Raw genomic sequence first — 13,836 nt, 5'->3', positions numbered from 1 at the left:
CTGGATTCAGTCTCCAGCTGACTGGCACAAGCCGCCTGCGGGCGGCTTTTTCATTGCCGAATCAAACTGGGTTATGCTCTTGTAATAAACAAACAGGGAGCGACGATGACGCGGAAAGGACGATGGGCGATGGGACTGATACTGGCGGCTGTGCAACTGGCGGCCCAGGCAGGCGGTATGTACCGCTGCGGCAATACCTTCAGCGACAAGCCCTGCCCGGAAGGGCGGGAACTGAAACACTACGCCAGCGGCACCATCCATCAGGATGGCGGCGGCCCCAAGGAACTGGGCGCCCAGCTTTGCCGCGACCGCTTCGTCGAACACTTCCGCATTGAAAACCCGGAAAGGGTACGCATCCATCAGGTCAGCGGCGGCCAGTCCGACATCATCGCCTACGGGGCAAGCCGGCAGACCACAGCCCGTACCTTCCAGGTGGAGGTGATGGTGCGCAATGCCTATGGCGTCTTTTTGGGCCCTGAAATCTACCGCTGCCATACCACTGACGATGGGCGGCGCCTCTTGCGCTACGCCCGCTAAAGCTCGGCCTCGGCAGATCGCAAACAGATCAGAGACAAAAAAAACCGCGGGGATTCCGCGGTTTTTTTCTGCAGCCCTTGGTTTCAGGACTGGGGCGGCACAAAACCCTGCACCTGTTCGGCGCCTTCGCCGAAGAAGTGCTTTTCCAGCTGCTCGGCCAGGTACTGGCGATGGCGCTGGTCGGCCAGGTTGAGACGGTTCTCGTTGATGATCATGGTCTGCAGGCGAATCCACTGCTGCCAGGCTTCCTTGGAGACGTTCTCGAAAATGCGTTTGCCCAGTTCGCCCGGGTAGGGGGCGAAATCCAGGCCTTCGGCCTCCCGGCCCAGCTTGATGCAGTTGACGGTTCTTGCCATGGTGCTTCCTCCAGAAATTGGTTGGGGATGATTATATCGCGAGGCCACCGCCGTACCGCCAAAGCCCCCAGTCACTGTGGGGCCATGGGGCGCGAGGCCCTACTTGCCCAGACTCTTCATCAGCACCTTGGAGCGGCGCTGCAGGTTGTACATGTGGCGTTTTTCTTCCGGCAGCTCGTCCACCGAGGCCAGGGCAAAGCCCCGTTCGATGAACCAGTGGGTGGTGCGGGTGGTGAGCACGAACAGCCGCTTCACCCCGGCCGCCTTGGCCTTGCCCTCGATGTGCTGCATCAGGCGTTCGCCGTAGCCCCAGCGGCGATGTTCCGGCGAGACTGCCAGGCAGGCCAGCTCCGCCGTCTTGGCCTTCTGGCCGTCTTCCGCGTAGGGGTAGAGGGCGGCGCAGCCGACGATGACGCCATCGTGCTCCACCACCGAGAAGCGGCCGATTTCCCGCTCCAGCAGTTCCCGGGGCCGGTGCACCAGGGTGCCGTCCTCTTCCAGGGGGGCGATCAGGCCCACCAGGCCGCCGATGTCGTCGGGCTTGGCATCCCGCAGGGTATCCAGGGGGTCCCGGGTGACCACGGTACCGACGCCGTCGTGGGTGAACAACTCGTGCAGGACGGCGCCGTCCAGTTCATAGCCGATGATATGCACCCGGCCCACACCCCGCCGGCTGGCGCGCACGGCACAGGGCAGGTAGCGCTTCAGGTCCGGCGACAGCCATTCGCCGACCCGGGCCAGCTGTTCCGCCGCGTCGGCGGTCAGCTCGTCCAGCAGGTTGCCCTCCGCATCGGTGGCGCCCTGGCTGTCGGTGAGGAAAATCAGCTTGTCCGCCCCCAGGGCCTTGGCCGCCTCCTCCGCCACTTCTTCCATGGAAAGGTTGAAGATTTCGCCGGTGGGACTGGCCCCCAGGTTGGAGAGCAGGACGATGTTGCCCAGGCCCAGCTGGGCTTTCAGCCCTTCCGCGTCGATCTTGCGCACGGCGCCGGTGTATTGCAGGTCCACCCCGTCCAGCACCCCCATGGGGCGGGCGGTGATGAAGTTGCCGCCCACCACCCGGATGGTGTTGCCGGCCATGGGCGTGTTGGGCAGCCCCTGGGAAAGGAGGGCCTCCACTTCCAGGTACACGCTGCCGACGGCATCGATGACGCAGTCCAGGGTATCCGCATCGGTGATGCGCTGGCCGGCGTGGAAGCGGCTTTCCAGGCCTTTCTCCTGCAGCTCTTCCTCGATCTGGGGGCGGGAGCCATGCACCAGCACCAGGCGCACCCCCAGGTTGGCCAGCAGGCTGACGTCGTAGGCGAAGGTGCGGGCCAGGGGGCCGGAGATGGACTTGCCGCCGAAGGCGACGACGAAGGTCTTGCCGCGGAAGGCATTGACGTAGGGCGCGACGGAACGGAACCAGGCGACGAACTGGGCGGCGTTGGGCAGGGCGTTATCGGTCATGGGCGGGCTGTTCTGAGGGCAAGCGCACGATGGGCAAGGGGAGACTTTACGACAGTCTCATTTCTTTTTCCCGCTCTTGGCGGGGTCTTTTTTCAACGACCTTTCCAGATGCTCGCACAGCGTGCGCAAGACATGGATGCGGGCGTAGTTCTTGTCGTTGGCCGGCACCAGGGTCCAGGGGGCGATTTCGGTGCTGGTGCGGTCCACCATGTCGCACACCGCCTGCTCGTAGTCGTCCCACTTTTCCCGGTTGCGCCAGTCTTCGTCGGTGATCTTGAAGCGCTTGAAGCGGGTGTCCTCCCGCTCCTTGAAGCGGCGGTACTGCTCGTCCTTGCTGATGGCCAGCCAGAACTTGGCGACCACGGCGCCGTCCCGCACCAGCTGGTCCTCGAAGTCGTTGATCTCGGCGTAGGCCCGCATCCAGTCGGCCTCGCCGCAAAAGCCCTCGACCCGCTCCACCAGCACCCGGCCGTACCAGGAACGGTCGAAGATGGTGACCCGGCCGTGGCGCGGCACCTGGCGCCAGAAGCGCCACAGGTAGGGCTGGGCCCGCTCTTCCTCGGTGGGGGCGGCGATGGGCACGATGCGGTACTGGCGGGCATCCAGGGCACTGGTGATGCGGCGGATGGTGCCGCCCTTGCCGGCGGCGTCATTGCCCTCGAAGACGGCGATGAGGGAACGGCCCTGGAAGCGCTCGTCCCGGCACAGGGCGTTGAGCCGGCCCTGCCACTCGGCCAGCTCGCTTTCGTACTTCTTCTTGGCCAGGGCCTTGGACATGTCCAGGGCGGTGAGCAGGTTCTCCCCGGGCACCGGTCGCTGGAAGGGGGCGGCGGCGATGCGCAGATTGCTGTCCGGCCGGGCCAGGCGGCGGCGCATGGCATCCAGCACGATGCGGCCCACGGCCAGGGAACGGTAGCGCTCGTCGAAGCCGTCCACCACCACCCAGGGGGCATTGCCTGTGCTGCTGTGGCGCAAGGCGTGTTCGGACACTTCCCGGTATTCGTCGTAATGCTCGTAACGCCACCAGTCCTGCTCACTCACCCGCCAGCTCTGCTTGGGGTCCTTGGAGAGGGCCTTGAGACGCTTCTTCTGGTCGTTCTTGGAAAGGTGGAACCAAAACTTGATGAGCAGGGCACCTTCGTCGGTCAGCATCTTCTCGAAGCGGACGATCTCCTCCAGGCGCTGGTCCAGCTCGGAAGCCTTGAAGGTGCCGTTCACCCGGCCCTGGATGGGGTCGGTGTACCAGTTGCCGAACATGATGCCGACCCGGCCCTTAGGCGGCAGGGAACGCCAGAAGCGCCACATGGGCGGCCGCTCCCGCTCCTCGTCGGAGGGTGGCGGGAAGGCGTGGGTGTCGATGTGGCGCGGGTCCATCCAGGAATTGAGCAGATTCACCGTCTCGCCCTTGCCGGCCCCGTCCACGCCATTCACCAGGATGATCACCGGGAAGCGCTTGGCCTGCAGCACGTCGTACTGGGCATCCAGCAGGTCTGCCCGCAGCTGGGGCACCTGGGCGTCGAAATCCTTCTTGTCGACCCGGTGTTCCAGTTCCGCAGATTCAAACATGACTCAACCTCCCCTGAAATCGCCCCACAGGGCCTGAATCGCTGCCAGGGCCGCCAGGCCCGCCGTTTCGGTGCGCAACACCCGGGGGCCCAGGCTCACCGGGGTGAAGCCGGCGGCCACCGCCGCCTCCGCCTCCTCCGGCGCCAGGCCGCCTTCGGCCCCCACCAGCAGGGACACGGGACCATCCGGCGGCGCCATGGCCGCCAGGGACACGGCAGCGCCGGGCAGCAGCACCAAGCGCCGGGAAGCGCTCTCCGCCTGGCCCAGGGCCCGCTCCAAAGGCAATAGGGGCGCCACTTCCGGCAGCCGGTTGCGGCCGCACTGCTCGCAGGCGGAGACAGCGACGCCGCGCCAGTGCTCCAGGCGCTTGGCCGCCCGCTCGCCGTCCAGGCGCACCACGCTGCGCCGGCTGGAGACCGGCTGGAAGCGACTGACGCCCAGCTCCACCGCCTTCTGCAGGGTGAAGTCCATCTTGTCCCCGCCCTGCAGGGCCTGGATCAGGGTCAGGGCCAGGGGCGACTCGCATTCCCGGGGCTGGTGCTCGCCCAGGCGCACCCGCACCCGGTCCTTGGCCACGGCCTCGATGCAGGCGCCGTACTCGCCGCCCCGGCCGTTGAAGAGGATGAGGCCGTCGCCGGCCTGCAGGCGCAATACCCGGGCGGCATGACGGGCCGGACCTTCGGGCAGGTCCACGGAGGCCCCGGGACTCAGGCTGAGGGCCTCGGGGGAGCAGAAAAAGCGGGGATCGGTCATCGTGCTATTATAGGCGTGCGCGCCCTTACGTCGCCCATTCCCGTGCATCCACGGGGCTTGCGGGCCAGTTCCCGAGAATCGGGGCCGCTCTGCCATACCCTGACAGAAAGCGAGTTTCCCCATGGTCAGCCTCACCACGCCGCTCTGCGACTTCGGTTGGCAAGCGCCGGATTTCCTCCTCCCCGGCACCGACGGCCGCCAGCACGGCCCGGCCAGCGCCCGGGGTCCCCGGGGCCTGCTGGTGATGTTCATCTGCAACCACTGCCCCTACGTCAAAGCCATCCTCGAGCACCTGGTGCGGGACTGCCGGGAACTGCGCGACCACCACGGCATCGGCAGCATTGCCGTCATGAGCAACGACACGGCGGCCTACCCGGAAGACGGCTTTGCCCAGATGCAGGCCCTGGCCAGCCAGTGGGACCTGCCCTTCCCCTATGTGCTGGACGACAGCCAGGCCGTGGCCCGGGCCTACGGCGCCGTGTGCACCCCGGATTTCTTCGGCTTCAACGCCGACCTGCAACTGCAGTACCGGGGCCGCCTGGACGACACGGGCCGCAATGCCCCCCGCCCCGATGCCCGCCGGGAGCTGTTCGAGGCCATGACCCTGGTGGCCGCCGGCGGCCGCGGCCCGGCGGAGCAGACGCCGAGCATCGGCTGTTCCCTGAAGTGGCGTGACACCTGAGCCGGAGCCGTTCCATGCGCTACGCCGACAACGCCAACCGGCACACGGTTGAAACGGTCATCGCAGCCGTACACCAGGTGGCCCGGGAAGCCATCGTGCCCCGTTTCATGAAGGCCATCCACCACCGCAAGGATGACGGCACCCTGCTCTCGGAAGCGGACCTGGCGTGCCAGAGCTTTCTCCTGCAGCGCCTGCCGGAAATCGTCCCCTGCCCGGTGATCGGCGAGGAAATGAGCCGGGCCGAACAGGAAGCCGCCCTGGAGGCGGGCAACGGGGACGTGTGGTGCATCGATCCCATCGACGGCACCACCAACTTCGTCAATGGCCTGCCCGTCTTCGCCGTCTCCATCGCCCTGCTGCGGGAGCGCAAGCCCCGCCTGGGCATCACCTACAACCCCATCACCAACGAACTGTTCTATGCCTGGGAGGGCGGTGGCGCCTACGTGAACGGCAAGCGCCTGCCCCTGCGCCGGGTGGCCGGCAGCCTGGACCAGGCGGTGGCCAATGTGGACCTGAAACGCCTGCCCCGGGAACTGGCCGTCCGCATCGCCACGGCACCGCCCTTCTTCTCCCAGCGTAATTTCGGCAGCAGCGCCCTGGAGTGGTGCCAGGTGGCCGCGGGCCGCATCGACGTGGCGGTGCACGGCGGCCAGATGCTGTGGGATTACGCCGCCGGCTGCCTGATCCTGAAGGAAGCGGGCGGCCACATGTGCACCCTGGAGCAGGACGACTTCCACGCCGACGACCTGTGGCGCCGGCGCATCGTCGCCGCCCTGGACCCCGGCGTCTTCGCCGCCTGGCGGGACTGGCTGCGGGCCGGCCTCTAGGCCGCCGGCCGGCCCCGTGCTCAGGCGGGCTTGCGGATTTCCCGGTCGGGACGGCCGATGTAATAGCCCTGGGCCATGTCCATGCCCATGCGCTTCAGCTCGTCCAGCACCTCGCCGGTTTCGACGAATTCGGCAATGACTTGGATTCCAAGTTCGTGGGCCAGGGACTGCATGCTCTGGACGAAGGCCCGATCCTTGGTGCTGTGCAGGATATTGACCACGAAGTCCCCCTCCACCTTGAGGAAATCCACCGGGAAGCGACGCAGGTAGTGGAAGGAGGAGAAGCCTGAACCGAAGTCGTCGATGGCCAGCTTGAAGCCGTCGAACTTCAGGTCGTTGAGGAAACGCTCCATCAGGGCCAGGTTCTTCACCGTATCCCGCTCGGTGATCTCGAAGACGATGCGCTCCGGCGGAATACCGGAATCGGCCACGATCTGGCGCAGGGAGCGGGCGAACTCGTTGAGCACCATGGCCCGGGGCGAGAGGTTGAGGAAGATGTAACCCTCGTGCCCTTCCGCCGCCAGCTTCTGCAGGGCCAGTTCGATCACCAGACAGTCGAGGCGGTGGATGACACCGATTTTCTCGGCGATCTCGACGAACTCGTCGGCCCGCATGATTTCCCCGTCCACCTCGATGCGGGACAGCACCTCGTAGCCCACCACCACGCCGGCCTGGACATCCAGGATGGGCTGGAAGAAGGGGATCAGCCGCCGTTCGTCGATGGCCTTGAGGATGGTGACGCTCTTCTGGGAGATGTCGCGGAACACTTCCATGACGTCGTCCGCCGTGGGAATGGCGACCCGCTCCTTACCCTCCGCCTTGGCCTTGTACATCATGTTGTCGGCGAAGAGGAAGAGGTCCTTGGGCTCGGTGGCGTGGTCCGGATACACGGCCAGGCCGATGGAAGCCGTGCCGTGCACCACGTCGCCGTTGAAGGCGGTGACGCTGCTCTGCCGGGAGGCCTCGAGAATGCGCTGGGCGATGACGGAGGTCTGCTCCAGGTCGGCCTCGGGCAGGATCACCACGAACTCGTCGCCGCCGTAGCGGGCGAAGATGTCGCCGCTGCGCAGCACCTGCCGCACCTCCCGGGCGAAGGCCTGGAGGAATTTGTCGCCCACCGCATGGCCGTAGTTGTCGTTGACCAGCTTGAAGTTGTCCAGGTCGATCAGCAGCAGGCCGAAATGCTCGTCGTGGCGGGAGGAACGGTCGATCTCGTAGCCGATCATTTCCCAGAACACCCGCTGGTTGAAGAGGTCCGTCAGGGGGTCCCGGGTGGCGTAGTACTCCAGGTCCTTGGTGTACTTGTAGATGGCCTTCACCGACCCCACCACGTTGAGCAGGGTGGACAGCACGGAATCGAGCACCAGGTGGCGGGTGTCGTCCTCCAGCTCGTCGGCCTGGACGCCGATGCCGACGATGCCGCCGATCTTCGGCGTATCGACGAAGAAGGACTTGACCCGCAGCTGCACCTCCTCCTCCGCCAGTTCCACCTTCTCGCCACCGGGCTTGGCCACGTGGTGGTTGATGGTGAAGGAGGTGATGACGGAGAAGCGGGGATTCTGCTTCAGCACTTCCCGGATGTGGCTCTCCACCCGCTGCTTGGTGGCGGCGGAGGGCTCCCGGTACCAGAAAATCTCCAGGTCGAAGAGCTCGTCGTCGATCTGGAAGATGGAGAAAAGCACGTGGGCGTTCATCACCTTGTTGATGTCCACCACCAGGTGATTCACGTACTCGGTCCAGTCGCGGATGATGTCCGAGGTGATGACGAACTTCTCCAGCAGGCCGATCTCGAACTTGAGCATGTCCTTGTCCACCGCCACGGCCCGCAGCTTGGCCACCAGCTCCTCGACGGCGCAGACGATGCGGGTCAGCTCGGCGAAGCCGGGGCGGCTGCCGCGCAGTTCCAGCTTGCGCAGGTCCGATACCGCATTGACGCCGGCCACGCCCTCCTCCACATGGCGCAGGGCGCCTTCCAGCCGGTGGTTCACCCACCACACGGCCAGCAGCGCCAGCAGCAGGCCCAGGGGCATGAGGATGGCCAGGGACCAGGAGAATTCGGCCCGGGCCTGGTCCACCAGGCCGCCCACGTTCTGCCGCACTTCGATCAGGCCCAGCACGTCGCCCACGGCGGCGTTGTCGTGACAGCGCAGACAGCGGTTTTCCGCCTGCAGGGGATAGATGAAGCGGATGAAGGAGCCCTGCATGGACTCCTGGGGCTTGCCGGCGGAAAAACCCTGGCGCAGCAGTTCATCCAGGGGCGGCTGCTCGATGGCGCCGAAGAGGGCCTCGACCTTGGGACCCCGATAGATTTCCACGGTGGCGTTGGAACCCCGGGTGGCGTCGCGCATGCCCTGGAGGAATTTTTCCACCTGGTCGCGGCGCCAGCCGGTGCTCATCAACTCGTACATGGAGACGAAAGCCATGCGCGCCATGGTGTTGGCGCCTTCCCGGGCATGATCCCGTACGGTGCTGTCGAAGGAGCGGCTGACGGCCCAATAGCTGCCGCCAAAAAAGAGCAACCCAACCAGGATGGAGGTCGCCAGGACGAACGTTCGGATTTTCATGGGGTTCCCTGAGCCAAGCTTTATATTTGTATGACATCGAAGGAGGCACCCCCGTACCTCCCTATGCTGTCGGCAAATTACTATACCCCCCCGCCAGGAGCAAGCCGGAAAGCGCAAATCCGGCCCATGGAATCTGGGATAATGGCGCCTGTCCCCCCTGCCAGCACCCCGGCCCCAGCCATGTCCCTGCGCCGCGAAACCCACCTTCAGGCGACCGTTGTCGTCGTCTTCTTTTCCCTGGCCGTCAGCCTGGGGCTGGCCAACATCTATCTATCCCACAGCGAGGAGGCGGCGGTACGCGTCCGCACCTTCCAGGAACTGCGGGCCGTGGCCGACCTCAAGGCCCAGCAGGTGGCCGCCTGGCGCAGCGAACGACAGGCCCAGGCAAAATCGTGGCAGGACAGCCTGCACCTGGAGCGCCTGCTCGAGGCCCCGGGCAAGGCGGCAGAACTCCAGGCCAACCTGCAAAAGAGCCTGGGCCCCCTGGCCGAATTGCCGGAGAACCGGGCCTACCTGCTGCTCGACGACGACGGACGGGTGCGCTTCAGCACCGCCGCCCCGCCCCAGGACAGCAGCGTCAGCGAAGCCACCCGGGACCTGCTCAAGGTCGCCGAATACAGCGACCAGCCCCAGCTAAGCGACCTGCAGCTGGACCCCCAGGGCCATGCCTTCATCGACCTGGCCGCCGTCATCCGCAGCCCCCGCAGCGGCCAGCGTCTGGCCTTCCTGGTGCAGCGGATCGACCCCGGCGCCGTCCTCTTTCCCCTCATCCAGGCCCGTCCGGTGCCCAGCGCCACCGCCGAGACCCTTCTGCTGCGCCAGGACGAAAGCGACTTCCTGGTGCTCAACGAACTGCGCCACCGCCAGGACACGGCCCTCAAGCTGCACCTGCGGCGGGAGGAAAGCATGCTCGGCGCCCCGGCCACGGCCGCGCCCCAGCAGGAAGGTGTCGACTACCGCCGCCAGCTGACCCTGGCCACCAGCCAGCAGGTGGCGGACACCCCCTGGATCCTGGTGACCAAGGTGGATGCGGAGGAAATCCTCTCCCCGGTGCGCCAGCGCAATTTCCTCACCTACGGCGTCTCCCTGCTGTTGCTGGCCGGGGGTGGCGCCTTCACCCTGTACCTGCTGCGCCAGCAGCGCAAGTTCTTCGCCGAGCGCCACGAACGGGAACAACTGGCGGCGGAGGAACTGCAGCGCACCCAGGACCGCCTGCTGGAAGCCCAGCGCATCGGCCACATCGGCAGCTGGGAGCGGGACCTGCGCAGCGGCCGCCTATGGTGTTCCGAGGAGGCCTACCGCCTGGTGGGCCTGGACCCGAGCGAGCCCCTGACCTACGCCCACTTCCTGGAGCTGGTGCACCCGGAGGACCGGGACAAGGTGCAACAGGCCACCGACCACAACGCGGCCAAGGAGGAAACCTTCGCCGTCGAATACCGGGTGCTGCTGCAGGACGGTCGCCTGCGCCACTTCATCAACCGGGGCCGACTCTTCTGGGATGCCCGGGGCCAGCCCCTGCGGGCCAGCGGCACCACCCAGGACATCACCGAACGCAAGCTGGCGGAAGAGGAATACCGGCGCCAGTCCACCCAGCTGCGGGCGGTGCTGCAGAACATGCCCCAGGGCATCAGCGTCTTCGACGAGCATCTGCGCCTGCAATTGTGGAACGAAGGCATGCGGGAAGTCCTGGGCCTGCCCGCCGAAGCCCTCTACCGCGGGGTGCCCTTCGAGGACCTGGTGCGCTACCCGGCCCAGCGGGGCGAGTACGGCCCCGGCGATCCGGAACAGCACGTGCAGGAACGCAAGGCCCTGGCCATGCAGTTCAAGCCCCACCGCTTCGAGCGCACCCGCCTGGACGGGCGCACCACCCTGGTCCAGGGCGAACCCCTCTTCGACGACGGCCAGCTCACCGGCTTCATCACCACCTACACCGACATCAGCGAAAGCAAGCGCAACGAACAGGCCCTGCGCAACCAGAACGCCATCCTGCAAAACATCCTGGAGAACCTGCCGGACGGCGTCAGCCTGTACGACCCGGAGCAGCGCATGATCGCCTGCAACGAGCGCTTCCGCACCCTGCTGGACCTGCCCGACACCCTCTTCGCCCAGGGCTACCCGACCCTGGAGGACATGGTCCGCTTCAACGCCCGACGCGGCGAATACGGCCCGGGGGACGAGGAACGGCGCACCCGGGGCGTGCTGCGGGCCCTGCAGCGGCCCAACAACACCGCCGTCCTGCGGGAGCGGCCCGACGGCACGGTGCTGGAAATCCGCCAGGTCAACCTGGGGGACGGCAGCACCATCATCATCTACACCGACATCACCGCCCGCCACCGGGCCGAGGCCGAGCTGAAGCTGGCGGAAAAGGTCTTCGCCAACAGCCCGGAAGCCATCATGATCTGCGACCAGGGCAACCGCATCATCTCGGTGAACCGGGCCTTCTGCGACATCACCGGCTACGCCCAGGAGGAAGTGCTGGGCCAGGATCCGCGCATGCTGGCCTCGGGCCGCCACGACAAGGACTTCTACCGGCAGATGTGGGAAATCCTGCGGGACACCGGCGCCTGGGCCGGGGAAATCTGGGACCGGCGCAAGAACGGCGAGATCTACCCCAAGTGGATGACCATCAACGCCGTGCACGACACCCAGAGCGGCGCCCTCACCCACTACATCACCCTCTTCTCCGACATCACCGAGCGCAAGGAGACCGAGGCCCGCATCCACCACCTGGCCCACCACGACCCCCTCACCGGCCTGCCCAACCGCTTCACCCTGGAAGCCCGCCTGGAGCAGTCCCTGGCCGATGCCCGGCGCCATGGCCACAAGGTGGCGGTGATGTTCATGGACCTGGACCGTTTCAAGACCATCAACGACTCCCTCGGCCACGCCGTGGGCGACTCCCTGCTCATGGAAATCGCCCACCGCCTGCGCTCCGCCGTGCGGGAATCGGACACGGTGGCCCGCCTCGGCGGCGACGAGTTCGTGGTGGTGCTGCCCGACGTGGAAGGGGCCAACGATGCGGCCCACGTGGCCGGCAAGATCATCGAGGACGTGGCCCGCAGCCTGCGGGTCGGCGCCCACGAGCTGCACACCTCTGCCTCCATCGGCATCAGCCTCTATCCGGACGACGGCGAAACGGTGCCGACGGTGATGCAGAACGCCGACACCGCCATGTACCACGCCAAGGCCATCGGCCGGAACAACTTCCAGTTCTTCGCCTCGGCCATGAACCGGGCCGCCACCGAGCGCCTGGAACTGGAACGCAAGCTGCGCCAGGCCATGGTCAATGACGAACTGGAATTGCACTTCCAGCCCCAGTTCGCCCTCGCCGCCGACCGGGTCACCGGGGTGGAGGCCCTGCTGCGCTGGCGCCATCCGGAGGACGGCCTGATCCCGCCGGACCGCTTCATCCCCATCGCCGAGGAAACCGGCCTCATTGTCGGCATCGGCGACTGGGTGCTGCAGGCCGCCTGCCGCCAGCTCAAGGCCTGGCTCGACCAGGGCCTGCCGCCCCTGCGCATGGCGGTGAACCTGTCCACCCGGCAGCTGAAGGAAAAGGAGTTCCCCAGCCGGGTGGCCGCCATCCTCCAGGAAACGGGCCTGCCCGCCGTGCTGCTGGAACTGGAGATCACCGAGAGCGGGGTCATGGAACGGCCGGAGGAGGCCATCACCACCCTGCAGGCCCTCAACGACATGGGCGTCACCCTGGCCATCGACGACTTCGGCACCGGCTACTCGTCCCTGTCCTACCTCAAGCTGTTCCCCATCGACCGGCTCAAGATCGACCGCTCCTTCGTGCGCGACATCGAGCGGGACCCGGATGACGCCGCCATCGCCCGCGGCACCATCGCCCTGGCCCACAGCCTGGGCCTGGAAGTGGTGGCCGAAGGAGTGGAAACCTCGGCCCAGCTCGACATGCTGGCGGCCGACGGCTGCGACGAGGTGCAGGGCTACTTCTTCAGCCGCCCCCTGCCGCTGGCGGCCGCCACCGCCTTCCTCGCCCAGCAGGCCGGTAGGGCGGGGTAGAATACCCCTCCGTATCGTCCCCGCCGGGGACCTCACCCATTTTCGCTGCAACCCGCTGCAAGGAATTCCATGTCCCGTACCACCCTTTCCCGCTACCTGATCGAAGCCCAGCGCGACAACCACATCAACGCCGACCTGCGCTTCCTCATCGAAGTCGTCGCCCGGGCCTGCAAGGCCATTTCCATCTCCATCGGCAAGGGCGCCCTCTCCGGCGTGCTGGGGGAGGCCGGCAGCGACAACGTGCAGGGCGAGGCCCAGAAGAAGCTGGACGTCATCTCCAATGAAATCCTGCTGGAAGCCAACGAATGGGGCGGCCACCTGGCAGCCATGGCCTCCGAGGAGATGGACCATCCCCATCCCATTCCCCACCGCTACCCCAAGGGCGAATACCTGCTGATGTTCGACCCCCTGGACGGCTCCTCCAACATCGACATCAACGTCTCCGTCGGCACCATCTTCTCCGTGCTGCGCTGCCCCGAAGGCATGGAGCCCACCGAACAGGCCTTCCTCCAGCCCGGCACCCAGCAGCTGGCCGCCGGCTACGCCCTCTACGGCCCCAACACCCTCCTGGTGCTGACCATCGGCCAGGGCGTGCATTGCTTCACCCTGGACCGGGAAGTGGGCTCCTTCGTCCTGACCCAGGAGAACCTCCGCATCCCCGAGGACACCAAGGAATTCGCCATCAACATGTCCAACCAGCGCTTCTGGGAAGCCCCGGTGCAGCGCTACGTGGGCGAACTGCTGCAGGGCAAGGAGGGCGTGCGCGGCAAGGACTTCAACATGCGCTGGGTCGCCTCCATGGTGGCCGACGTGCACCGCATCCTCACCCGCGGCGGCCTCTTCATGTACCCCCTGGACAGCAAGACCGCGGAAAAGGGCGGCAAGCTGCGCCTGCTCTACGAAGCCAATCCCATGAGCCTCATCGTCGAACAGGCCGGCGGCGCCGCCACCACCGGCCGCCAGCGCATCCTGGACCTGCAGCCCACCCAGCTGCACCAGCGGGTGCCGGTGGTCCTGGGTTCGAAGAACGAGGTGGAACGGGTCACCGCCTACCACCTGGAATCCTGAGATATCAGGAG

10 protein-coding genes are annotated in these 13,836 nt (G+C 66.5%); 5 read left to right on the top strand and 5 right to left on the bottom strand.

Annotation, left to right across the window (positions count from 1 at the left end; genetic code table 11):
- Positions 1-129 precede the first annotated feature (129 nt).
- Positions 130-537: a hypothetical protein gene (locus AC3QLZ_RS14705; protein ID WP_014236660.1), complete on the top strand. Its 408-nt coding sequence runs from the start codon at positions 130-132 to the stop codon at positions 535-537.
- A gap of 83 nt (positions 538-620) precedes the next feature.
- On the opposite strand, the gene AC3QLZ_RS14700 is transcribed toward AC3QLZ_RS14705, so the two are convergent.
- From AC3QLZ_RS14700 to AC3QLZ_RS14685, 4 genes are all read right to left on the bottom strand, one after another.
- Positions 621-893: an oxidative damage protection protein gene (locus AC3QLZ_RS14700; protein WP_014236659.1), complete on the bottom strand. Its 273-nt coding sequence runs from the start codon at positions 891-893 to the stop codon at positions 621-623.
- A 99-nt stretch (positions 894-992) separates the two neighbouring features.
- Complete coding sequence (gene argA, locus AC3QLZ_RS14695; protein ID WP_014236658.1) at positions 993-2,339, bottom strand: amino-acid N-acetyltransferase; 1,347 nt, start codon at positions 2,337-2,339, stop codon at positions 993-995.
- A 57-nt stretch (positions 2,340-2,396) separates the two neighbouring features.
- Positions 2,397-3,905, bottom strand: coding sequence for a polyphosphate:AMP phosphotransferase (gene pap / locus AC3QLZ_RS14690; RefSeq protein ID WP_014236657.1), 1,509 nt, complete (start codon positions 3,903-3,905; stop codon positions 2,397-2,399).
- Positions 3,906-3,908: 3 nt separating this feature from the next.
- Positions 3,909-4,658: a 16S rRNA (uracil(1498)-N(3))-methyltransferase gene (locus tag AC3QLZ_RS14685; protein ID WP_014236656.1), complete on the bottom strand. Its 750-nt coding sequence runs from the start codon at positions 4,656-4,658 to the stop codon at positions 3,909-3,911.
- A gap of 121 nt (positions 4,659-4,779) precedes the next feature.
- Here AC3QLZ_RS14685 and AC3QLZ_RS14680 point away from each other — a divergent pair, with 121 nt between their 5' ends.
- Positions 4,780-5,340 (top strand): thioredoxin family protein, encoded by a 561-nt coding sequence (locus AC3QLZ_RS14680; RefSeq protein ID WP_014236655.1) that lies wholly within the window; start codon positions 4,780-4,782, stop codon positions 5,338-5,340.
- A 14-nt stretch (positions 5,341-5,354) separates the two neighbouring features.
- Positions 5,355-6,167: an inositol monophosphatase family protein gene (locus AC3QLZ_RS14675; protein ID WP_014236654.1), complete on the top strand. Its 813-nt coding sequence runs from the start codon at positions 5,355-5,357 to the stop codon at positions 6,165-6,167.
- A 20-nt stretch (positions 6,168-6,187) separates the two neighbouring features.
- On the opposite strand, the gene AC3QLZ_RS14670 is transcribed toward AC3QLZ_RS14675, so the two are convergent.
- A complete protein-coding gene (locus AC3QLZ_RS14670) occupies positions 6,188-8,731 on the bottom strand; it encodes a putative bifunctional diguanylate cyclase/phosphodiesterase (protein ID WP_014236653.1) in 2,544 nt (847 codons plus the stop codon).
- A 180-nt stretch (positions 8,732-8,911) separates the two neighbouring features.
- Here AC3QLZ_RS14670 and AC3QLZ_RS14665 point away from each other — a divergent pair, with 180 nt between their 5' ends.
- Positions 8,912-12,757, top strand: coding sequence for an EAL domain-containing protein (locus AC3QLZ_RS14665; protein WP_014236652.1), 3,846 nt, complete (start codon positions 8,912-8,914; stop codon positions 12,755-12,757).
- A gap of 69 nt (positions 12,758-12,826) precedes the next feature.
- Complete coding sequence (locus AC3QLZ_RS14660; RefSeq protein WP_014236651.1) at positions 12,827-13,825, top strand: class 1 fructose-bisphosphatase; 999 nt, start codon at positions 12,827-12,829, stop codon at positions 13,823-13,825.
- Positions 13,826-13,836 lie beyond the last annotated feature (11 nt).

It is taken from the genome of Azospira sp. MPR-LB4 (assembly GCF_058809525.1).
This window is presented reverse-complemented; position numbering and strand designations above follow the sequence as displayed.

Bases quoted from the DNA above. Each gene is read 5' to 3' on its own strand.
- AC3QLZ_RS14705 (WP_014236660.1), top strand. From the start codon at position 130: ATGGGACTGATACTGGCGGCTGTGCAACTGGCGGCCCAGGCAGGCGGT.
- AC3QLZ_RS14700 (WP_014236659.1), bottom strand. From the start codon at position 893: ATGGCAAGAACCGTCAACTGCATCAAGCTGGGCCGGGAGGCCGAAGGC.
- argA (WP_014236658.1), bottom strand. From the start codon at position 2,339: ATGACCGATAACGCCCTGCCCAACGCCGCCCAGTTCGTCGCCTGGTTC.
- pap (WP_014236657.1), bottom strand. From the start codon at position 3,905: ATGTTTGAATCTGCGGAACTGGAACACCGGGTCGACAAGAAGGATTTC.
- AC3QLZ_RS14685 (WP_014236656.1), bottom strand. From the start codon at position 4,658: ATGACCGATCCCCGCTTTTTCTGCTCCCCCGAGGCCCTCAGCCTGAGT.
- AC3QLZ_RS14680 (WP_014236655.1), top strand. From the start codon at position 4,780: ATGGTCAGCCTCACCACGCCGCTCTGCGACTTCGGTTGGCAAGCGCCG.
- AC3QLZ_RS14675 (WP_014236654.1), top strand. From the start codon at position 5,355: ATGCGCTACGCCGACAACGCCAACCGGCACACGGTTGAAACGGTCATC.
- AC3QLZ_RS14670 (WP_014236653.1), bottom strand. From the start codon at position 8,731: ATGAAAATCCGAACGTTCGTCCTGGCGACCTCCATCCTGGTTGGGTTG.
- AC3QLZ_RS14665 (WP_014236652.1), top strand. From the start codon at position 8,912: ATGTCCCTGCGCCGCGAAACCCACCTTCAGGCGACCGTTGTCGTCGTC.
- AC3QLZ_RS14660 (WP_014236651.1), top strand. From the start codon at position 12,827: ATGTCCCGTACCACCCTTTCCCGCTACCTGATCGAAGCCCAGCGCGAC.